The organism is Halomonas sp. CSM-2, assembly GCF_002119345.1.
GTDB lineage: Bacteria > Pseudomonadota > Gammaproteobacteria > Pseudomonadales > Halomonadaceae > Vreelandella > Vreelandella janggokensis.
Map to the genome: position 1 here is coordinate 116009 of NZ_NBYR01000012.1, position 21396 is coordinate 137404.

The 21396-nt window shown below is 53.7% G+C and carries 23 protein-coding genes and 2 pseudogenes; 10 read left to right on the forward strand and 15 right to left on the reverse strand.

What is annotated here, in order from left to right; all coding sequences use genetic code 11:
* Positions 1–389: 389 nt before the first annotated feature.
* Complete coding sequence (locus B7L15_RS12070; RefSeq protein ID WP_085919215.1) at positions 390–1016, reverse strand: peroxiredoxin; 627 nt, start codon at positions 1014–1016, stop codon at positions 390–392.
* A gap of 545 nt (positions 1017–1561) precedes the next feature.
* Here B7L15_RS12070 and B7L15_RS12075 point away from each other — a divergent pair.
* Positions 1562–4126 carry an AAA family ATPase gene (locus tag B7L15_RS12075; protein ID WP_139839371.1) on the forward strand — a complete coding sequence of 855 codons (2565 nt, stop codon included), beginning with the start codon at positions 1562–1564 and terminating at the stop codon, positions 4124–4126.
* 1149 nt (positions 4127–5275) lie between these two features.
* Positions 5276–5890 (forward strand): hypothetical protein, encoded by a 615-nt coding sequence (locus B7L15_RS12085; protein WP_085919217.1) that lies wholly within the window; start codon positions 5276–5278, stop codon positions 5888–5890.
* Positions 5891–6108: 218 nt separating this feature from the next.
* On the opposite strand, the gene B7L15_RS12090 is transcribed toward B7L15_RS12085, so the two are convergent.
* The 3 genes and pseudogenes from B7L15_RS12090 to B7L15_RS12095 form a co-directional block, all read right to left on the reverse strand.
* Positions 6109–7470 carry an IS1380 family transposase gene (locus tag B7L15_RS12090; RefSeq protein ID WP_085919218.1) on the reverse strand — a complete coding sequence of 454 codons (1362 nt, stop codon included), beginning with the start codon at positions 7468–7470 and terminating at the stop codon, positions 6109–6111.
* A gap of 196 nt (positions 7471–7666) precedes the next feature.
* Positions 7667–7881, reverse strand: a pseudogene (locus B7L15_RS19830) (IS30 family transposase); the annotation flags it as partial.
* Positions 7882–8231: 350 nt separating this feature from the next.
* A complete protein-coding gene (locus B7L15_RS12095) occupies positions 8232–9125 on the reverse strand; it encodes a LysR family transcriptional regulator (protein ID WP_085919235.1) in 894 nt (297 codons plus the stop codon).
* Positions 9126–9307: 182 nt separating this feature from the next.
* Here B7L15_RS12095 and B7L15_RS12100 point away from each other — a divergent pair, with 182 nt between their 5' ends.
* The 4 genes from B7L15_RS12100 to B7L15_RS19840 all read left to right on the forward strand — a co-directional run bounded on the left by B7L15_RS12100 (position 9308) and on the right by B7L15_RS19840 (position 12733).
* Complete coding sequence (locus tag B7L15_RS12100) at positions 9308–10297, forward strand: zinc-dependent alcohol dehydrogenase family protein (RefSeq protein ID WP_085919219.1); 990 nt, start codon at positions 9308–9310, stop codon at positions 10295–10297.
* A gap of 66 nt (positions 10298–10363) precedes the next feature.
* On the forward strand, positions 10364–11665 hold the full coding sequence (locus tag B7L15_RS12105) for an ISL3 family transposase (RefSeq protein WP_085919220.1): 1302 nt from the start codon (positions 10364–10366) through the stop codon (positions 11663–11665).
* 231 nt (positions 11666–11896) lie between these two features.
* A complete protein-coding gene (locus B7L15_RS19835; RefSeq protein WP_254902930.1) occupies positions 11897–12421 on the forward strand; it encodes a hypothetical protein in 525 nt (174 codons plus the stop codon).
* A 12-nt stretch (positions 12422–12433) separates the two neighbouring features.
* Entirely contained in the window at positions 12434–12733 is a 300-nt protein-coding gene (locus B7L15_RS19840) for a hypothetical protein (RefSeq protein ID WP_254902931.1), read from the forward strand.
* Between the two features lie 594 nt (positions 12734–13327).
* Here B7L15_RS19840 and B7L15_RS12115 read toward each other — a convergent pair.
* The 9 genes and pseudogenes from B7L15_RS12115 to merT form a co-directional block, all read right to left on the reverse strand.
* Positions 13328–13567 (reverse strand): group III truncated hemoglobin, encoded by a 240-nt coding sequence (locus B7L15_RS12115; RefSeq protein ID WP_254902932.1) that lies wholly within the window; start codon positions 13565–13567, stop codon positions 13328–13330.
* A 51-nt stretch (positions 13568–13618) separates the two neighbouring features.
* Positions 13619–14770: pseudogene (locus B7L15_RS12120) on the reverse strand (Glu/Leu/Phe/Val family dehydrogenase).
* A gap of 253 nt (positions 14771–15023) precedes the next feature.
* Positions 15024–15164 (reverse strand): hypothetical protein, encoded by a 141-nt coding sequence (locus B7L15_RS19575; RefSeq protein WP_176243681.1) that lies wholly within the window; start codon positions 15162–15164, stop codon positions 15024–15026.
* Between the two features lie 98 nt (positions 15165–15262).
* Complete coding sequence (locus tag B7L15_RS12125; protein ID WP_085919221.1) at positions 15263–15694, reverse strand: MerR family transcriptional regulator; 432 nt, start codon at positions 15692–15694, stop codon at positions 15263–15265.
* Position 15695: 1 nt separating this feature from the next.
* Positions 15696–16319 carry an organomercurial lyase MerB gene (gene merB / locus B7L15_RS12130; RefSeq protein ID WP_085919222.1) on the reverse strand — a complete coding sequence of 208 codons (624 nt, stop codon included), beginning with the start codon at positions 16317–16319 and terminating at the stop codon, positions 15696–15698.
* A 10-nt stretch (positions 16320–16329) separates the two neighbouring features.
* Positions 16330–17733, reverse strand: coding sequence for a mercury(II) reductase (gene merA, locus B7L15_RS12135; RefSeq protein ID WP_085919223.1), 1404 nt, complete (start codon positions 17731–17733; stop codon positions 16330–16332).
* Positions 17730–17978, reverse strand: coding sequence for a mercury resistance system transport protein MerF (merF, locus tag B7L15_RS12140; RefSeq protein WP_085919224.1), 249 nt, complete (start codon positions 17976–17978; stop codon positions 17730–17732). Before merF ends, merA begins: the two co-directional genes overlap by 4 nt.
* 2 nt (positions 17979–17980) lie before the next feature.
* The gene (merP, locus tag B7L15_RS12145; RefSeq protein ID WP_085919225.1) at positions 17981–18277 is read right to left on the reverse strand and encodes a mercury resistance system periplasmic binding protein MerP; all 297 of its coding nucleotides are present in this window, start codon (positions 18275–18277) and stop codon (positions 17981–17983) included.
* A 37-nt stretch (positions 18278–18314) separates the two neighbouring features.
* Complete coding sequence (gene merT, locus B7L15_RS12150; protein WP_085919226.1) at positions 18315–18677, reverse strand: mercuric ion transporter MerT; 363 nt, start codon at positions 18675–18677, stop codon at positions 18315–18317.
* Between the two features lie 73 nt (positions 18678–18750).
* Here merT and merR point away from each other — a divergent pair, with 73 nt between their 5' ends.
* The 4 genes from merR to B7L15_RS19685 all read left to right on the forward strand — a co-directional run bounded on the left by merR (position 18751) and on the right by B7L15_RS19685 (position 20526).
* The gene (merR, locus tag B7L15_RS12155) at positions 18751–19215 is read left to right on the forward strand and encodes an Hg(II)-responsive transcriptional regulator (RefSeq protein WP_085919227.1); all 465 of its coding nucleotides are present in this window, start codon (positions 18751–18753) and stop codon (positions 19213–19215) included.
* A gap of 267 nt (positions 19216–19482) precedes the next feature.
* Entirely contained in the window at positions 19483–19836 is a 354-nt protein-coding gene (locus B7L15_RS20005) for a DUF4158 domain-containing protein (protein WP_217808026.1), read from the forward strand.
* Positions 19787–20035 (forward strand): DUF4158 domain-containing protein, encoded by a 249-nt coding sequence (locus tag B7L15_RS19680; protein WP_254902933.1) that lies wholly within the window; start codon positions 19787–19789, stop codon positions 20033–20035. Before B7L15_RS20005 ends, B7L15_RS19680 begins: the two co-directional genes overlap by 50 nt.
* A complete protein-coding gene (locus B7L15_RS19685) occupies positions 20017–20526 on the forward strand; it encodes a hypothetical protein (RefSeq protein WP_217808028.1) in 510 nt (169 codons plus the stop codon). The genes B7L15_RS19680 and B7L15_RS19685 overlap by 19 nt, the downstream gene beginning before the upstream one ends.
* A gap of 290 nt (positions 20527–20816) precedes the next feature.
* Here the strand turns inward: B7L15_RS19685 and B7L15_RS12165 are convergent, their stop codons facing one another.
* Positions 20817–21086: a hypothetical protein gene (locus B7L15_RS12165; protein ID WP_085919228.1), complete on the reverse strand. Its 270-nt coding sequence runs from the start codon at positions 21084–21086 to the stop codon at positions 20817–20819.
* Positions 21087–21274: 188 nt separating this feature from the next.
* The coding region (locus B7L15_RS12170; protein ID WP_139839372.1) for an IS3 family transposase at positions 21275–21396 on the reverse strand (122 nt) is incomplete at its 5' end.

Genomic DNA, 21396 nt, shown 5'->3' on the forward strand with positions numbered 1-21396 from the left:
CCGTGTCGATTGCACACCATTGGTGATAGTGGCTCCTTGTTGCTGCGCGACGCAGCGGCACCATCACAGCGCTTGAAGACCACATGATCTGCAGAGTGTCAGCCACTCGCTGGCCCGCAAGCTGCGGCGTGATCTGCGCTGGCGACTGGCCTAAAGTGATGCCTATGGGAAGATATCATTGGCCCAGAACCGGTCGTTCTAGGCCAAGTTACTACCACTTTTAGCATACCGGGGCTGTGGCTTTTCAGTGAACCTTAGTCCCACAGACTCTGTGGTCGTAACTGCTACATTCATCAGTATCGGGTACGTCAGGTTGAAATAATGCGCCTTGTTAGTAACGCTCCAGCCTCAGGAGCTGGCTAATAATCAACTTTCGCACATAGCTTGGATCATAGTTTGGTGGTGCGAAGGTAAGGTCGGATCTCATTCCAACCATTCGGGAACAGCGCCTTGGCTTCCTCGTTGGAGATAGAAGGCGGAATAATCACGTCGCTACCTTTGCGCCAGTCAGCTGGCAGGGCACAATTGTTAGTGTCAGCACATTGCAGTGCGTCGATCACCCTAAGAATTTCATCAAAGTTCCGGCCCACAGCCATCGGGTAGGTCATGGTCAACCGAATCTTTCTCTTCGGGTCGATAATAAAGACGCTTCGCACAGCGGCCGTCTCGCTTTCACCTGCATGGATCATTTCGTACAGCTCGGCCAACTTGTGGTCTGCGTCGGCAACAATTGGAAACTGTAAGTCGCAGTTCTGAGTATCATTAACGTCTTCAATCCACTTTACATGTTCCTCAACCGTATCTGTCGACAGACCCAAGGGCTTCACATTGCGTACTTCGAATTCTTTTGCAAGCTGGGCAGTACGTCCCATTTCCGTGGTGCACACCGGTGTGAAATCAGCGGGATGACTGAAGAAAAAGACCCAAGAGTCTCCTGCCCAATCATGAAAACTGATTCGACCAGCGGTAGTGTCAATCGTGAAATCGGGTGCGGTATCGCCAAGTCTTAAGCTCATAGTGAATCTCCTGTTGGGATTAACTGACTAGAATTTGTTTTCTTTTTCTACTTAAAGAACAGTAGTTGAGTCGCGCCTACTAAGCAAAAAAGTAATAAATATATAATTAATAGTTTTAATCAATCGGAGAAGCAAACGACATAGAGCAGCTTGATAGGCGAACTGATATCCCTTGTACTGCTTACGTAGGCGTTAGGCAGTCATTTTCCGAACGCATCTCAGGAGCTTGTCAAAAATGCAGTTCTGCGATTATCAAACAAACAACGCATAAATGATAAAATCTTCGAAACAGTCAAAATGACGTGGAATTCATAATGTCCGGTATCAAGTAATGTGCAATGATCGAAGGGAAATTGTTTAATCTTCCGTCCTGGGTAATTATGCCAAAGCTTGCCTGACGCCCTAATTAGTATAATACCTGCATAGATGGCGAGTAAGTGCATGTTTTAAAGTTCGTTTAGAACAGACACCAAGAGCTTTTATCAGAAGAAAGAGGGAGCGCTGAGAATATTATGGGGGCCGTAAACATAGAATACAGTAGATACATGCAGTGGCTACGAAGTTCAGATGCTGGGTCTGACGTTAAGCGGATAGCAAAATTAGTAGAAGGTAGCCTTGATGGATTAGTTCGAACAGTTAGTGCTGGGGGGCAGCGTGCGAAACTTTTGGCACCACTTCTACGTCAGAATCTAGCGCTGACTGATGATCAAATTGAGCATGTTGAGCAACAAGGGGCAGATAGGGAGCTACCTTGGACTCGTCTCGAAAAACTCACCGTTGGTCCATTCCGAGGATTTCGCTGGGAAGAGCAATTCGACCTGAACAAATCCGTGGTGCTGTTTTATGGGCCAAATGGGAGCGGAAAAACAAGCCTTTGCGAAGCCATAGAGTTTGCTCTCTTGGGTGATGTAGAAGAGGCATCTGCAAAACGAATCGGCTCATTAGAAGATTACTTTTCCAACATCCATGAAGCGGAATACTCCTCACCCAAGTTGTGGTCTGAAGGTGGCCAACTGGTGCATGCGAACGAGGAACTATTACGCTTCGCGATTATCGAGAAGAACCGCATTGAAGGGTTTGCACGCTTGGCCGCACGGTCACCCGCCCAAGCGAGCGCGATGATAGCCACATTGTTCGGGCTTGAAAGTTTCAATGATTTCGTCAACAACTTTACCAATACCTTGGATAGCCAGCTACTCCTCGATAAGCCTAAAAGGCAGCTTATTGATAGCCAGAGAGCTGCACTTGGAGAAGCCCGCAAGAAGGTCGACAAAAAAGATGAGACCTTGAACAATTTTGACGAAGAGCGGGAAAAAATCGCGAATAATTTCCAGGCTGGGTATTCCTTTGAACAGCTAAGTAAGATACTGGGTATTGCAGAGCATCCGGGAAGGTTGCAAGAGGTAACGAAGCTTCTAGAGGAGCAAGTTCCCGCTAAGTCTAGGATAACCTGTTCCGAGCTAATTCAGTTGCGCCGTTCACTTCACGCGGAAACGGGAGCTCTTGCCAACTGTGCTAAGCAGCTTGAACATCGAGCGGAAGAGTTGTCATACCGCGACTTGTACAATGCTGTTTTGGCTCTGGAGGAAGAGTCGAATGACAAGTGTCCGGCTTGCGATACTCCTTTAGATAGATCCGAAACTAACCCTTTTGAGCGGGCGTTTTACGGACGTGAATTGTTAAAAGATTTGGCAACCCTCGAAAGAGAAAAAGAGGGGCTTCTTGCAGAGCGTAACAGGCTATCTTTACAGGCTAAACAGGCTCTGACTACCGCTGATAACCACCATGCGCTGAATACGCCAGCCCTTAATAATGTGATCCACTGGGTCCGAAGTGGTGAGCATACCCCAATATGGGAAGTGGAGATTGACGCCGCTGTTTGGCGTGAATTGTTGCGAGCCATTCGAAAAATGGAAAGGCGAGATGATGAGATTCAGGAGCGATTGGACCAGCAACAGGAGCTCGTCGCTGAACGCGAACGGTTGGAAAAGGCCAAGGAAGAAGTAACTGCGCTGGATGGAAGGCGAGCACAGTACCAAGAACAAATAGCTGAAGAACAGGCGTTAATCGACACATTCGACGAAGCTAACGCAGCATTGATTAAAGAGGTAGAGCAAGAGGAAGAGCAGCATAAGTTAGAGCTGCGGATACAAGCCGCTTATTCCGACTATCTGGATAGTATTCGACTTTATAGAGACCAACTTCCAGAAGGCTTGCTAGCGGAATTGAATGAGACGACACGTGATCTTTACAATCAGATCAATGATGACGATCAAGATAGCGATAAGCTCGATGAATTGACCCTACCTCTTCGTGGAGGGGAGCGCATTCAAGTTTCTTTTCGCGGTTCGCCCGATAAAATGCACAATGCCCTGCTGGTATTGAGTGAAGGCCACCTGCGTTGTCTCGGGTTGGCTATTCTACTGGCAAAAAATATAAAGCTTGGGCTTCCACTTATGGTATTCGACGACGCCGTGAATGCGATTGACCACGATCATCGGGCTGGCATTCGATCGACAATATTTTGTGACCCTCGTTTTCAGGCCAAGCAGATATTATTAACAAGCCATAGCAATGAGTTTATAAAAGATATTCATAACCAACTGGGCTCTAATACCTCTAGGCTTTATGTCCTCAGTCATCATGCTGGTGACCACCAGCCTATTGTTCAGGGTGGAAGTGATCGACATTACCTCGTGCGTGCGCGAGAACGGCTCGATGATGGAGATCACAGGCAATGTTTGGCTTCTTGTCGTCAATCGCTGGAAAATTTAACGATTAGACTTTGGAAAGCTCTAGCGAACAAATCTCAGGAGCTCGGACAACTCTCGCTGGATCTCCGCTCTCCCACGAGCAGACCTGAACTAAGAAATCTCACATTGAAAATTGAAAAGAGCATTCGGCGTGGTCGTGAGCAGGGTAAACTGAATAGTGATACATGGGCTAGGAGACACGAAGGGATCGAGGAAATCTTGCATATCCCTGAAAGCCACTTAGCTTGGCAACATCTAAACAAAGCGACCCATGACGAAGAGGATAGGGAGGATTTCGAGCTCCAGGTCGTTCGCCAAGTCGTTCGCGCGCTTGATAAGATTAGCCAAACCTTTTGATCTTGGCTTAGAAGGCGGCCTCAAGTTCCAAGTGCAACACTATTGAAGAGTGCTCGGTCCGGCGACGGATTTCTTGAGCACCTCGGCGTAGACTTCCAGCGGCGTGCGCCAGTCCAGTGTCTTGCACAGCCTTAAATTGAATGCGTCGGCGGTCTCGTCGAGTTCTTACTGACTGTAGACCGACAGGTCCGTGCCCTTCGGCAGGTACTGTCTCAATAGTCCGTTAGTATTCTTATGAATCCCCGCTGCCATGGGCTATATGTGTCGGCAAAGTAGATCAATATCCCCGTTTTCTGATTTATCTCGGCATGCTTAACCACATCTCTTTGCCCTCATGGACAGACGCAGGGAGAGCCGCCCTCATTCAGCTTGTCGCTGAAGGCGACTGCCGCTGCTGTGACCGTAGTGCCATCCACTGTCGCCAGGATCACCAGACGGTGGTTCGCTCTGTCAACTTACTTACAGCAAAGCGGTTGTTGGTACCAATGATGGGATCGCAATTCCAATAGCCGCGCGTCAGGCGGACTTCTATCTTAGAAGGCTATAGATGGATGCTGACCAGGTCAGGGATCTGTTGTCGCCTATCCTTTTCACGGCTATGGGGGCGTCGTTTACCTTTACCCTAGCGCAAACAGGTAATCAGCTCTTTGTTGAGCGAGCCGCATAGCATGAGGTAAACGCGCATTTTAGATGGCTTCGTGTGAGACGTGGCGTTCAGTGTTATTAGGAAACATATGCTTTAGTGTGTGAGCTTTTTGCTCTGGTGACCAGTACTAGCGCGGATGATAGACCACTAGTTCGAAAAGCTCACCATCCAGGGCCAGCTTCTGACAACGGCTAGGCCGACGCGGGTCTGTCGGCCTCGGTATCAAGCGAGACTGGCGTCATCTTGCCAGTACTGACCGTGTGGCGAGCAAGTTTTTTAAAGAAATGTTGCTCGAGGGCACGTCCAAACTGAAGCGTGATAGCACGAATCGAGTGCGGTGAACCTGAATCAGCATGATGTCAGCTCGGTATTCAGCAGAACGATGGTGGTAACAATGCGTCATGGCAATAATCGGTCACGTGTTGCACTTAGTCATTGAGATTGTCCCTCTCAACCAGCAATATAGGTGTATATTCTAAAAAACTACTGACATGGTATCAATAATGCTTTCAAAAATATCAACTTTAGCATCAGTAATAACATCACTAATAGCTATAATTGGCTTTACTCAATGGCAAATAATTAAATCCAGGGAGTTTCGATTTAGAGAAATAGAAAGCTACGCAAAAACAATAGGCGAAACCATAGAAACTCTAGATAGAATCTACATTATTTCTAACTACATAATACCTAAGTCGGGATCCCTTTCAAGAGGAACGGAAGAGCTTATAGAAAAGGTAGAAGAGCAGAAGGCCTTGATTGTTAAACTAGAAGAAAAAATTGATGAGTTGCAACTTTCATTCTTGAGGCTAGATATAATGGGGACTCCTTTAACACCATTAAAAGAAGATCAGCACAAAGATTTTTTGACAAAACTAAATACAATTTATTTAAACACTGGACGGCTACTACGTGTGGAGAGAAGTTTTATCAGCTCACAAGACCCTAATATGGATTTTAGCGTTCACGATCAACTCACCAGCTCAGTGCTATTAGCACATGAATCTTGCAAAAAATTATTAGGCGATGGACTAAATAAACTTCCATTAAAAAAATCACTTAAACACAGAATATTCACTATTAAAAATAATATGGTAAATGTAATCCTGAATCCGTGAAGCCGGCGCCGACACTTTCCCTATCACCGCCAGCGAGCACTTTTTGATCATTCGCCCCGTGCAAGTTGGCTTTCGCAAGCCCGTTATTGCCAAAACCCACCGTGCTGATCGGTGCTGACGGCCCGTTTTGTCATGCCTTTCCACCCGCCAGGCACGACATATCTGGCGATCGCGTGTCGCTTGGAACTGCTTGTGGATAGAGTGTCGCCGATTGACGGTCAGCATGGCGTTCCTCGTGGATAACGCAGTCGGCTCCGCAGCGTCTTGAGCACCGTCATGCGCCCGATATCCTGCCCGAAGTCGAGGATGATCTGCCGTGCCTTGTGAATCACGAGAGCCGCACGGTGCACCARCTCTTGTAGCACGGTGCGCAGCCGGCGCCGCTTGGCCGGGTGGCGAACCGGGCTCAGCTCGCCGGTCATGCCCAGCTGTCCCATCAGGCGCAGGATGTTGTAGGCCAACTGGGCGAGATGCAGGATCAGATCGTTGGTGGCGAACTTGCCGGACGGCAAGCGCTCCAGGTCGAGATCGGTCTTGATCTCGCTGTGAAACTGCTCATGGGTGGCATGCGCCTGGTAGCGYTTGATCACCGCCTCCGGCGCCTCGTCCAGGCTGGTCCACCAGCCTTCCAACTCATAGTCCGGTTCGAGCAGCAACTGGCCATCGCSATCGGCGGTGCGCTCTACCAGGCGCATCACGCGTTGGACGACGTATTCGGTCTTGTTGTCGTCGTGGATCGAGACGGTCTGCGTCCACAGCGCCTGGCGCTTGCCAGGACGCAGCTCTTCCCAGTAGTCCGCCGCCACCGCCAGCCAGGTATCTCGATCAGCCGTGGCCGAGCCRCGCGGGTTCCATTTGACGACATAGTCGAGCCGGCGCCCCTCGTCGGCAAAGACCTGGCGTTGCTGTTCGAGAAGCGCCAGGTGCGCCTGGCTGTCGAAGCCGCTGTCCTCGCGTAACAGGATCGGTTGCTTGGTCARGCATTGGGCGCGAGGCAGTACCCGCTCCAGGAAGGCGTTGCTCTCCTTCATGGTGTGCTGCTTGCCAGGCCGCAGTTCCAGACCCAGGCACCACCCTTCGTTGCCCAGATAGGCGGCGATCGGGGTGTAGCCATCGACCTTCTGGTAGGTCCGCGAGACGCCTTCCTTCTTCGAGTTGCTGTTGTCCATGACGAAGGTGTCGATGTCCAGGCAGACGTGCGTCGTCTCGGCGGTGATCGGTGCTTCGATCAGTGACAGCAGGGTCGTGGACCAGGTGGCGGTGCGCGCCTGCAGGTCGTTGGCGGCAAGTTTTTCCAGCCGCTGTCGCAGCGTCGCCGCGCTCGGCACCTTCTGCAGGGTCAGCAGTTGTTGGAAGGGCTTGTCGCGGCGGAAGTTCTCGACAGCGTCATAGTCGCTCATGCCCAGACACAGCAGGCCCAGGTAGCTCTTGATCACGTCACTGGTGCGCATGCCCAGCGTGGTGGGGAAGCGGCTGTCGATGCTGTCGACGCCAGCGATCTCGAAGCATTGCCCGATGATGGACAGCCCGGCGTGGCTGGTGAGGGTGCGGCAACTGGCGCGGAACTTTATGTTGGGCATGGCACTGTCTGGGTGAATGGCGATAATGGCTATATTGCCATGCAGGTCAGTGGGTTAGAAGTGCTTCCGGGGGCCGGTCTCACGGATTCAGGGAACTATTAAATGAGGTTAATTTTTTTACCCTGGTCTCCCCGGTGTTTTGCCAATCACTATCGGAAATTGATGTGACCCTCAGCGCGTAATATTGGTCGTCAATCTAAAAAGGCAAATTCACCACGTATAAGGTTTTATTGCCAGGAACCGCTTCCACAAGGATGTTATCTAAAACAGTTCGTGCATTGAGTGTCTCTCTCGGCTGGATGTTTAAAATGAGTCAGCAATGGCATCAAGCTTTTCTGGGTTGTACACCGAAAAATCAGTGCTCTTCGGTAAGTATTGGCGGAATAGACCATTGGTGTTTGAGGTGGGTCCGTTCATTTGTATGGCTTGATTATTGTTGCCAAGTTCTGATGCGGTTGTTTTTCCAGCTCTGGTTGTAGTGGCGAAAGTATCGGTTAAAAACGGGTATCCGGATCAATTGGTTGATATTTCCCATTTGCAGCGCTGGCCCCGCCACGTTCTGGGTTAACTAGTTGTCAGGATCTTTTTGTATCCCTATTAGAAGATTGACTGGCTCAGTCCTTACAAGGGAAGCTGGCAGTAAAGTCCTACTTTTTTCCTGGCCCGGATACAGCGCCTTTAAAGGCTGCTGCCGACCAGATCGGGATTCTGAAAGTTGGATTAACGCCGGCCAGCCCAAGGAAAATTAATGCAGATCAGTATCATTTACTTCTATTTCCAAATGTCGCTACAGAGAAATCCAGGAAGCTGCGTAGTTTAGGAGTCATCCGGCGGTCTGGAGTGTATAAAATATGCAAAGGTGACGCAGGTACAGCATATTGACTAAGTAGTCTCACAAGAGTCCCATTTCGCAGTGCATCCCTGACCAATTCTAGTGGCTGCAGAATTACGCCTAGTCCGGCTATGGCGGCCGCGAGTAGCGGATCACCCTGATTAATCGTCAATCTGCTTGTAATTGGTACATCTATTCGTCCTTCAGGGCCTTCAAAACTCCAGCTCGAACGTCCATCGGAATAGGCAAAGCCGAGGCATTCATGTTGCTGGAGATCCCATGGGGTTTTGATAGGTGGCCTCCGCTCCAGATAGGACGGAGCGGCACACAAAACCAGCTGATAGGGCACGAGCGGAATTGCCTTGAGGCCACTGTCTTGCAGCACACCGATCCGAAATACGGCATCGTAACCGTCATCAACCACATCGACCAGTTCGTTCGATAGTGTCAGGTCAAGTGACACCTGGGGGTACTTGAACATGTACTCAAGAAGGCGTGGGGACAGGGCATGCATGCCAAAGGTGACGGGGGCGTTGATGCGCAAGCGACCGCTGGGTACACCACGGGCCTCAGCAGCTAAGCTCTCCGCTGCGTGCACATCTGCCAGGATCATCTTTGTGCGTTGGTAAAATGTCCGACCGAAATCAGTGAGGCTCTGCCGACGTGTCGTTCGATTCAGCAGAGAGATGCCCAGATGCTGCTCAAGCATTTTTACCTGTTTGCCAACCAGTTGGGGGGACATGTTGAGGTCGTCAGCAGCGGCACTGAAAGATCCCAGCTCCACCGCTTTCACGAACATCGCCATCTGAGACAAGCGATCCATTATAAAACCTATGTTTCTAATTTTGAGCCAACTTAGGCCTTTATCCATTGCCTGGCAACCTCTAAATTGTCGTTTACACCATGAGAGCGTACGGAACCAGCGTCGAATATATGAGAAAAACTCTCATCACACTGCCCAATGTACCCTCTTGCCTGGCCTTAACGACGAAAGGGGTAACCTCAATGGCACGAATTGTAAGAATCCATGAATACGGTGACGCAAGCGCCCTGAAGCTGGAGGACTTGGACGTACATGCACCGGCAGAAGACGAGATACAAATTGGTGTTAAAGCCATTGGCTTGAACCGCGCCGAAGTGATGTTTCGTAATCATGCTTACCTGCAAGAGGCCGACTTTCCCAGCCGCCTTGGCTACGAGGCCGCAGGCCTTGTAACGGCTGTTGGTAGCGAGGTGACGGATATCAAGGTGGGAGATTCCGTCGCCTTGATTCCCCCACTGGATATTGCCCGTTGGGGTACATACGGAGAATTGGCCAATGTACCGGCTCACCTTGTAGTCAAGAACCCAGCGAACCTGTCCTTTGAAGAGGCCGCTGCATCTTGGATGCAGTACGTTACGGCTTGGGGCGCCCTTATTGAGCAAGCGAAACTACAGGAAGGCGACTTTGTTCTAGTCACTGCCGCTTCCAGTAGTGTCGGCTTGGCTGCCTTCCAGATGGCTCGCATGGTTGGCGCTACGCCAATAGCGATTACGCGTACCCGTGCAAAGAAGCAGGCACTTCTGGATGCTGGAGCCGCTCACGTCATCGTTAGCGATGAAGAAGATATCGTCGAGCGAGTCATGGCGTTGACTAACGGTCAAGGTGCCCGCGTAGTGTTCGATCCTGTTGGAGGCCCATCTTTCGAGCCACTCACACAGAGCATGGCCCGAGGTGGAATTCTTCTGCAGTATGGCGCACTAAGCACAGAGCCAACCCCGTTCCCACTGTTTACCGTTCTGGGGAAGAGCCTGACTCTCAAGGGCTACCTTTACGCAGAAATCGTTTCTGATCTTGAAGCTCTCGCGCGAGCCAGAGCATTTATTCTGGAGGGTTTGGAATCTGGAGGGCTCCGACCACTCATAGCAAAAACCTTTTCGCTAGACGACATTCAGGAAGCCCATAAGTTTCTGGAAGCTAATCAGCAGATCGGAAAGATTGTAGTTACGGTCTGATCATTAAAAAAGTGAGGCTGGCATCAGCTCCTCGCGAATAAATTCAGCTTTATAGGCGAGGGCTGCGTGACCAGCCTACCCAACAACATCCTTCACCTACCGGAGTACCACCTCCTGGACTCCAAGGAAGAGGAGCACGACTTCCACTTCCAGCTAGAAGCTCCCGCCCCCGTCGCCTGCGAGGAGTGCGGAGTTGAGGGCGAGTTCGTCCGGTTCGGCAAGAAGCAGAGCGCCTACCGCGACCTGCCGATGCACGATAAGCGGGTCACCCTGTGGGTGATCCGCCGCCGCTATATCTGCCGCGCCTGCGACAAGACCTTCCGGCCTCGCCTGCCCGAGATCGTGGACGGTTACCGCATGACTCGCCGGCTTCACACTCATGTCGAGAAGGAAGCCTTCAACCACCCCTACGCCTACGTGGCCGATACCACGGGCCTCGACGAGAAGACCGTCCGCGAGATCTTCAAGAAGAAGGCCAAGTTCCTGGCGGCCTGGCACCGCTTCGAGGCGCCGCGCTGCCTGGGCATCGACGAGCTGTACCTGAACCGCCGTTATCGCTGCATCCTGACCAACCTGGAGGAGCGCACCCTGCTGGACCTGCTACCTGGTCGCCAACAGGATGCGGTGACCAGGCGCCTCATGAACATGACCGACCGCCACAAGGTGGAGATTGTCAGCATGGACATGTGGAAGCCCTACCGGGCGGCGGTCCAGGCGGTGCTGCCACAGGCCCGTATCGTGGTCGATAAGTTCCACGTCGTGCGCATGGCCAACGAAGCCATGGACAGCATCCGTAAGGGCCTCAGGAAGGAGCTGACGCCCAATCAGCGCCGAACCCTCAAGGGTGACCGGAAGATCCTGCTGAAGCGCGCTCACGACATCTCAGACCGCGAACGGCTCATCATGGAGACATGGACCGGGGCCTTCCCTCAGCTCCTGGCGGCACACGAGCACAAGGAGCGGTTCTTCCACATCTGGGACTGCACCAACCGGCGTGATGCCGAGAAGGCGCTGGCTCAATGGATTGACGACATCCCGCGGGGGCAGAAGGAGGTCTGGAAGGATCTCGTCAAGGCTGTCAGCAACTGGCGCGAGGAGATGCTGACCTACTTCGAGACCGACATCCCGATCACCAACGCCTTCACGGAGTCGATCAACCGACTGGCCAAGGACAAGAACCGCGATGGCCGGGGCTATTCGTTCGAGGTGATGCGCGCTCGGATGCTCTACACAACCAAGCACAAAAAGAAGCCACCGCAGATCAAGGAATCCCCATTCCTGGGCAGGGCCACGATGACCTACAGCAAGAGCTTACCCCCGGTCGAGAAGAACTACGGCGTCGATCTATCAACCTTCTGGGAAGAATAAGGTTTTGGTGGATCAGAAGAGAACGTCAACCACTTAATCCGGATACCCATTTTTATCATATAACGTCATATGTAATATTACGTTATTTATGAGATTATTAAAAAGTTGATTTAGATACATAACGCACGTTAAAGCCCATTAACGTGCGTTAGAGTGTGGCCTGTTCTATTCTGCCCCTGTAACGACGGTACACCCACGGCCTTTGAAAGCACGACTCGAATTGGAGCGAACATGGATCCAAATCCCACCGCCAGGTCTCCATTACGTAATGCGGAAAAGACCGTGTTAGCCGATTCGGCTAACCTCCACATGGCCACCACCGACAACACGCACCGGACCTACCGTGCGACCATTCGAAGCTTTGAGCGCTGGGGCGGACGTCTCCCGACACAGCCAGCGACCCTGGCGGCCTATCTGTCCGACCAGGCAACCGGGCTTAATCCTCGCACGCTGGATGTCTATCTGACAGCCCTGGGGCGCTGGCACCAGACTCAGGGATTGCGTGATCCCGCTCGGGACCCTGGCGTGCGCAAAACACTGGAAGGGATTCGTGCGCCCATGGCCGGCCGAAACGGCAAGCCCGGGCGCTGCGCCTCGAACACATTGCGGCCTTCCTGCAAACGCTCCAGCAGCAGCCTGACTCGCTCAAGAAGCATCGCGACTGGGCCCTGCTGCAGGTCGGTTTTTTTTGGGGCGTTTCGCCGCAGTGAATTGGTGACGATTGAGGTGATGCACTTGTCGTGGGAGCCGGAATGACAGGTGGTGAATTTGCCACGCTCCAAAACAGACCCTCACGGCAAAGGCCTGAAGCGGGCCCTGCCTCGGGGCAACGGGCTGGTCTGCCCGGTCAGTGTCCTCGAAAACTGGCTACAGCATGCCGATATTCACGAAGGGCCTGTCTTCCGCGCCGTCGATCGCTGGGATCGGTTGCAACCCCAAGCCCTTTCAGGCGGGTCGGTGAATCACATCCTGAAGGCGCTCGGGGAAATCTGCGGCCTGGGCTTCATGCCGACCCTGAGCAGTCACAGCTTCCGGCGCGGTCTGTCCACCGCAGCCGCGTGGGAGTAGGTCGGCTTTGCGCAGATCAAGCGCCAAGGCGGCTGGAAGCATGACGGAACGGTGCGGGGCTACATCGAGGAAGGGCAGCAATTTACGGACAACGCCGCAAGCACTCTACTGACCAAAGTCGCCAGGTTGATCTGGGACACCGGCTAATGGTTAGCGTGGTCGCGGCTGACTACGCTACCCGGCAGCTCTCAGCACGCTGGAAGGTGTCGGTAGTGGCTCACAAAGCTAATCTGTCGGGCCCGCAATTATCCAGAGTAGTGGGACCACATTGGGTGAGAACGGGCACCCGGTTGGGCCCAGATTAGCTGCGAACCGGCTCACCTCTGCTGCCAACGAGCTCGCAAACATCGACTTCGGCCCAAGCTTTGTGAAAATTAGGGTTGGATGGCAAGTGGCGGATTTTCAGCGTTTGTCTACCAACCCTCGAAATCAACCAGATACTCCAGACAATCAACATCAGGATACCCAAAAATACTAATAGTCAGGTTCTCAGCAGGGTTTTTTGCAGGTTGGTGGTGATCATCGGCGCGAGGCGCCTAGCCCGATCCGCGGTTGTTCCGCTGAAGCGCTCTTCCACGGTGTCCAGAAACAGCGCTAACCATCTTTGAAAAAGGGGTGCCGGCTATGGAGTGTCTGGTGCAGGGCGATCATATTACGTCGGTACGCGTCATGCTCGTCGAACAACATCTTCCGCCAGTAGGTGTAAATCTTTGGTTTGTGGCGGGGCAGATCGATGTCCTGGAACACCGGCGCCAGTACGTCGTCAGCCAAGACTTTCGCATAGAAGGCATCGACGAGTTCGGTTATAGCATCGGGCGAATTCAGTTCACGCATGCAGTGGGCACACCAGCAATCAAGAAATCATCGCGACAGTTGTTGTGCACTTTACCCGTGACGACCATTGAAATAGCCCTGGGTGCCCTGTTGCGCCATGGCATCTACAATCCGCCCGACACCCTGGATATAGGCGGCTGTGCGCAAGGGTATGGCTTTCTCCTCCGCCAGGTTGAAACAGGCATTCGCTTCACGCTCAAGACGCTGTCTGAGTTGCTTTTCCACGGCTTCGCCTGACCAGTAATCGCCCATCCGGCTCTGAACCCATTCCAAGTGGCTGACGATAACGCCGCCGGCATTGGCGATGATGTCAGGAATCACGGGGATATTACGATCCTGCAGGACGCGGTCACCGCCGGTGCTGATGGGTCCATTCACGATCTCCACGATCGCCCTGGTCCGCACCCGGTCAGCGTTGGCATCCGTTATCTGGTTTTCCAGCGCGGCCAACACCAGAATATCGACGTCCAGCTTCAGCAACTCATCGCCACTAAGGGACTACATCTGCGCGGCGTCACACACGGAATCGTCGCAATAGACCATGCCCTTGAGTTCACGGGTACGGTTCTTGTGACGCAGGATGGGCCCAGGGTTCAATCCCTCTTCACTGTAGATTGCTCCCCGGGAGTCGGACAACGCGACAATGTTGTAACCGGCATCGTGCGCCAGGCGCGCAAAATGCTGGCCAGCGTTACCGAATCCCTGGATAGCCACTGTCAGATTTCCCGGCTCCTGGTGCTGCCGTTTTACCCACAGGTCCAACACCTGCAACGCGCCTGCACCAGTGGCTTCCTCACGGCCGATGGAGCCTCTCAGTCCCAGGGGTTTACCGGTAATGACACCAGGCGTGTGCCGGCGTTCGATCTGGGCGTATTCATCCACCATCCAGCCCATGATAATGGCGTTAGTGTTAACGTCGGGGGCCGGGATATCGCGTTCGGGACCAATCACATCGTGAAAGGCACGGATATAGCTGCGTGACAATCGCTCCAGTTCCATACGAGAAAGGGTCTTCGGATCGACACAGATACCCCCTTTGGTACCACCAAATGGCAGGTCGACCGCGGCGCACTTCAACGTCATCCAGAAACTCAGTGTCGCGACCTCATCTTCGGTGACATCGGGGTGGAAGCGAATGCCACCCTTGGTGGGGCCACGGGTATCGTCGGCGCCAGGCGGGAAAGACGCGCAGCGAGCCATCATCCATGCGCACTGATAAACTGGCCTGATGGATGCGTTTAGGTTGCCCCAGGCGGTAGCGACTATATCTAGATAGGGAAAGTAAGGTGTAGACGGCCGTGTCTTTTCTCACCGCCCGGTGTCGGCGTTGACTTATGGCCGGTCTGAATCACTTACCCCGGCTCCAGAATCGGCCTTCGTCAGCACTAGAGTTCACCGGAACAGCGCTTCCTTAGTGAGGTACATCGCATTGACGCTTTACCTAGCGCATCATGTTCTAGACAGAAGAGACAACCATCAACACAAGGCCGGAGTAAAAAACAAATTGTGCATAGGACGCGTATTGGCCTAACTTTAGCTGGAAAGGGAAGACACCGGCAAACGCGGCGGCCATTCCCCAGGTCGGAAGATCAAGCATTTAGTCTCCTGGCATTTTGCCAGTAGCGCACTCCTGCCGGGTGATACTCCTCTGGTAAAAGAGCTGGCATAACGGCTTTGATAGCCACCAGGGCACCGTTACCGAATCCCTGGACAGCCACTCTCAGATCTCCCGGTTCCACGCTCTGCCTTTGTCAGCACTTGGGTACAGCGATTCAGCGCCGCCCTCTTAACGGCAATCGTATCCTGTATTTGCCGCTTTGCTGTGCGGCACTGCTGCTCATCCCCGTTGTCGATCGAATGAACAAACTCGGCGATCTCCGGAAGCCCCAGGCCTTCCTCACGACAAGCCCCAATGAACTTCAGCCGCTCCAGACAGCGGTCATCAAACAAGCGAAAGCCCCCCGAGGTTCTTCCGCAGGCCTGCACCAGTCGCATATCCAGGTACGAGCGAATCTGAGGCACCGACAGGCCACAGCGGCGGGCCGCCTCGGAAATGACATAGCCCTGGCTTCGTGTTTCCGGCCCGCGTTCAACGTCAGGTTCTGCTATTAGGGTATTCACCGTCATGTCAGTCACTCTCCGCTTTGTCGAGCAATTGCCGTGCAATGGTCTGACCCAGTTCGAAACCTTCCTGAACAGTCACAATGCTTGCGTGCGGTTTGTCCCCGGACCACGCCTCCCCGGCAGATCGAGAAGCAAGAAAGTGGACATCGCAACAGAAGGCACTGCGAATGTCGCCCTCCGTGGCCACGGACACCAGCGAGAGGACCGCGTCCTCTGGCTGAAGTGAAAGTACCTCCTGTGGCGTGACCGTCAAGGTGACCGGTTTGTGGGTGCGGGGACAGTGCGACCGAACCTGTGCGGGTTCGCCAATGACAGCTGGAAACATCAAGGCGTCGAGTGCACACCAGGTGTAGAGCGGCTGATCATTTACCACAAACGCATGCGGCGTTTCACGCAGGGTGATGCCGGAGCCGACCAGCCGTCCCTGACCGTCATACTCGACGGTTCCGCAAGGCAGCTGTTCCAGCACCTGCACCACCTGGTCCGTCGTCCAGTTGAGCGACGCTGCAAGCCGCTCAAGAGTGACCGGACGACCCTGGACCAGCTCACGCAATAGCGCCACATGAAGCGTGGCCTCCGCTTCTCCGGTCAGGCCCAGCCGATTCACGATTTCACGCACATCATTCATGGGCCTTGCCTTATCCCGCGCAGCAGGATAGTTGTTTGACATCCTTGGTAAAGGTTTGAGCGCACAGCTTCAGACCCTCAACCATTGTCAGGTACGGGAACAGCTCATCGGCAATCTCGTTGACGGTCATGCGGGCGCGTAGCGCCATCACCGCAGTCTGAATCAGTTCGCCGGCCTCACCCGCGACCGACCGCACACCCAGTAGCCGTCCACTTTCCCGTTCCGCGACCATTTTAATGAAGCCTCCGGTATCAAAGTTGACCAGGGCCCTTGGCACGTTGTCGAGGGTCAGGGTGCGGCTGTCGGTGACGTAGCCTCTTGCCTCGGCGTCAGCTTCGGATAAGCCGACGGTCGCAATCTGCGGCTCGGTAAAGACCACCTCCGGCATGGCACTGAGATCCAGGCGGGCATCGCCGTCGGTCATATTGATCGCGGCCCGGCTACCACCTGCGGCCGCCACATAGACAAACTGGGGCTGATTGGTACAGTCGCCGGAAGCGTAAATGCCCGGCACCCGGGTCTGGAGTTGCTCATCGACGACAATGGACCCGCGATCCGTTTCGACACCGACTGCTTCCAGATTCAGCCTGTCTGTGTTCGGTGTGCGTCCCACGGCCACCAGCAGCCGATCGGCCCGCAGTTCCCCCGCGTTCGTAGCGAGAACGAACTCCTCATTGGTATAGCTGATCTGGCTCGCCTGGGTGTCATTCAGAACCTTGATACCCTCGGTTTTGAACGCGGTTTCAATGGCCTCGCCAACAGCCGGGTCCTCACGGGAAAACAGCCGGCTACGCGCCAGGATGGTCACCTCGCTGCCCAGCCGGGCAAACGCCTGTGCCAATTCCACTGCCACGACAGACGCCCCGATGACAACCAGTCGGTCCGGAATGGTGTCGCTGGCCAGTGCCGTGGTGGACGTCCAGTACGGCGTATCGGACAGACCCGGAACCGGGGGGATGGTAGGCCGCGCACCGGTACCAATGAACGCTCTGTCAAAGCGTACCTCGCGTTCCGTGCCGTCGGCTCCCGTCACTGTCAACGTATTGGCGTCGGTAAAACGGGCCTCACCCCGAACGACCGTAATCGCCGAATTGTCTTCGAGAATGCCCTCATACTTGTCGCGACGAAGCTCATCGACCCGGGCCTGTTGCTGGGCCAGCAACCGGGGCCGGTCAATGGACGGCTCGCTTGCCTCGATACCCTCGTCGAACGGACTGGTGCGGCGCATGTGAGCCACGTTTGCAGCCCGGATCATGATTTTCGAGGGCACACAGCCGATATTGACGCAGGTGCCACCGAGGGTGCCGCGCTCGATCAGGGTGACCCGTGCTCCGCGTTCCGTTGACTTCAGGGCGGCGGCCATGGCAGCGCCGCCACTGCCAATCACAGCAATATGCAGGTTGTCGTTACTCATTCATGTGACTCCTTGGTAGATGGGCTATCGCAGCAGGCGTCGTATTTCTTTTTGCGCCATACGGCGTAGCAGGTCAGGCCGATAAAAATGGCGAGCGCGGGCAACAGCACGTAGTCCAGGTAGCCGGTCAGCGCTGCCAGACCAACGGACCCGAGTAAAACCACCAGGATCGGCGTGAAGCAGCACAGCGCGACCACGACAGTGCCAATAGCACTTGCTCTCAACAGTGTCTTGGGATCTTTCATGGTTACTCCTTGGTCGTCCCGGTTTGTTTCAGGGTGGACGGATAACCCGCGTTGGTGGTGGCCTTAGTCAGCGCCTTAACGGAGGTTTTCTCATCGTCAAAGGTCACCGTCGCATCCCGTTCCTCATATCGGACATCCACAGCGCTCACGCCGTCGACCCGCTTCAGGGCGGCTTTAACCGTAATCGGGCAGGCCGCACAGGTCATGCCTGGAACGGACAAGGTCACCGTTTGTTGTGCCGCCAGGGTAGGCAGGCTGAACAACGTGAGCAGTACGGCAGCAATCAGGGACTTTTTCATGGTGTAGTGCCTCTCAGTTAATAGGGTGGATCAGGTTTCAGTAAAACAGCGGTAGGACGAAAGGGAACGCCAACGCCGTCAGTATCAGCAACGCAACGATCCAGAACACGACTTTATAAGCAGTGCGCACTTGCGGTACCGCACAGACGTCGCCCGGTTCGCAGTCCTGCGCGGGCCGGTATATCCGACGCCAGGCAAACACCATCGCCACCAGCGCAGCAGCAATGAACCACGGACGGTAGGGCTCCAGGGCGGCCAGGTTGCCGATCCAGGCACCGGAAACACCCAGGGCGATCAGGACCAGGGGACCCAGACAGCAGGCCGACGCGAGCAGCGCTGCAACCCCGCCTGCGATTAACGACCCGCGACCGGATTTTGACTCTGAATTCAACTCTGACATTGCATTTGCACCTTTCATTGCCTTGACCGATAAATTAAGCTTAAAGCCGTAGCCAACTACGGAGTCAAGGCAAATGTCGGATGAAATGAACTCATTGACCATCGGGGGGCTGGCTAAGGCTGTGAACGTCTCAGTTGAGACCATCCGCTACTACCAGCGACGTGGGTTAATACCTGAGCCCCAGCGTCCTCTCGGGGGTATTCGGCGCTACGGTGCCAGCGATATCGGCAGGTTGAGCTTTGTGAAAACCTCGCAGCAGTTAGGCTTTAGTCTCGATGAGATCCACGAGTTACTTCAATTGGATGATGGGGCGCATTGCCTGGAAGCCAGCACACTCGCGGAGCGCAAGTTGCACGACGTACGTGGGAAGATCGAAAAGCTACAGCAAATTGAGGCTTTGCTGAGCGACATGGTTGATCGGTGCTGCGCTCACGAGGGCAATATCTCGTGCCCCTTAATTGCCTCATTACATGAAGGGGTTGGGCGAAAAGTTAGTACCTATCCTAGCCAGAGTGGGACCCCTGCCAAACCTCAGTGACAAAAGGGCGGAATAGCAACCACGCAGGCCCTCAGAATGTCCAGTGTGACCAGCAGAGTACGGCGGGGAAGTTTTTGGCCAACAGCCCCAGACAGAGGCGTTATTAGGACGTAGCGAGCGACGATCGGGACCGTAGCGTTCACAAAATAAGGGGCGGTTCCTTTAGTCTTGACGAAATGCTGCCTACTAGTAAGCAATGCCTCCCTCAAGAGCGAACCTACTGTGAGTTAACGCCTCTCACTGGAATCCCATAGCAAAGGACTGCGTATGAGTCGTCTCCATGAAACCGCCTATCCGCGATTGAAGGCGGTGGTCACGGATCAAGAATTGGCAGAAATTTATACACTCTCTGCCCAGGAACGATCCTTTGCCGGAAAGCACGGTCGAACTCCGGCTGCTCGTGGCGCCCTGCTCATTCTCCTGAAAACTATGCGGCTTCTGGGCTACTTTGTCCACCTCAAAGCCGTTCCCCAAGCCATTACAACGCACATTCTGGCGTGCGACGACCTTTCACATTTCGCATCGAGCCAGCTAAGGGGTCTACGACCGCATTGGCGGCGCCCGTCAGCGGATGTTGGACACGGTTCGTCAACAGGTGAACATCAAGGCGTTCACCGTTGAAGGCAAGGCAATTGTAAGGGAACTGGCGCGTGAAGCGGCCACCACCAAGCAGGACCTGGCGGACATCATTAATGTGGTGATCGAAGAGCTGGTGCGCCAGCGTTTTGAGCTACCGGGTTTTCAACGCTGCAGTGGTCCGCGCGTCAGGCTCGTAGCACGGTTAATACCGGTTACTTTCGGATGCTCAATGCGGGTTTGACAGCGCATCAAAAAGACGAATTTGACCAATTGCTGCAACTGCCGGACGATTCACCTCATACCAGTTGGCATAAGTTGAAACAGGATCCCAAAAAGCCAACCAACACGGAAGTGAACAAGTATCTCCAGCATCTGGAATGGCTTCAGGGCTGGTGTCATCGATTGCCCGCTGTTAATCACATTCCCGCCGCCAAGTATCACCACTTCATACTGGAAGCACGAGCGCTGGGCGCGGCCAACATCAAGGCGATGCAAAGCCCCAAACGCTATGCCTTGATGGTTCTGCTAGTCCATGCCCAATTGCGTCGCGCGATGAACGATGCGGTCGACATCTTTGTCAGCAAGATGCGCAACATCAAGACCAAGGCAGAAGCCAACCTGAACCAGTATCACCTAGAGCACATGAAACGCATGGACAGGCTGTTGGCTCAACTGCGTGACGTACTGACCGCCGTCCAGGAAGCGCCAACGGACTCCGAGCGAGGTGCCTGAGTGGCGGCTGCCATCCAAAGCGATCCTGATGAATTACTGGCAGAGTGTGAGCGACGTCACCCCCTGATTGAGTAGCGCTACACTTTAGAGTCTTATCTTGGTGACCCTCTCCCCGATAACCGAGCATCCAGACTTGGAAAAATCAGGCCAATGTGCCTTATGAAGGAGTGGCTAGCCACATTTCATCAATTCAGTTTCTAGAAAAGTTACAGCTAGCGGTGTCAGAAATCTACCTACCATCATGGCGCAAATCTATTAAAAAATGCATAAGCATCATGCCTTTATTAATTTTATTCATTATTGTTAAAATATGATTCATCGTGGCGCCATTCTCCTGGCTCGATTTCCAAAACCGCCAAACGCGCCTCAAGCATTTCACGCAATAGTTCCAATATTTCAAAGCGCTCATGCAGTGACAGGTCTATTTTTTTGCTGTCACCAAACACGCTCAAATCCGCAGGCTTACGAAGATGATTCGTGAGGGCATCGCGTGTGCGTTCTATCGCCTCATCCAATTCCATACCGCCTAAGCTCGCAAGTATATTTTCATGCCGCTTCATTGGCTTTCTCCTCATGCTTAGTGTGATTTAATAGATTATGGCAGCCTGGGTCTCTCGTCCAAGCATACGTCACGCTCAGTCGCTTCTACCATTGTTACGGTTAAGTGTTCATGTCAACACCGGCTGTCAGCTGGCTTGGTATATGCTTAGGCTTGAGTATTTTAGAAAAATGAATCGCCCCGAGTATTCTAGACACCCGTCAGGCTCTGGAAATAGCGACGTTCATATTCGACCGGCGACAGGTTGTCGGTCGTGCCATGGCGCCGTCTCGGGTTATAAAACATTTCGATGTAATTGAACACATCGCGCC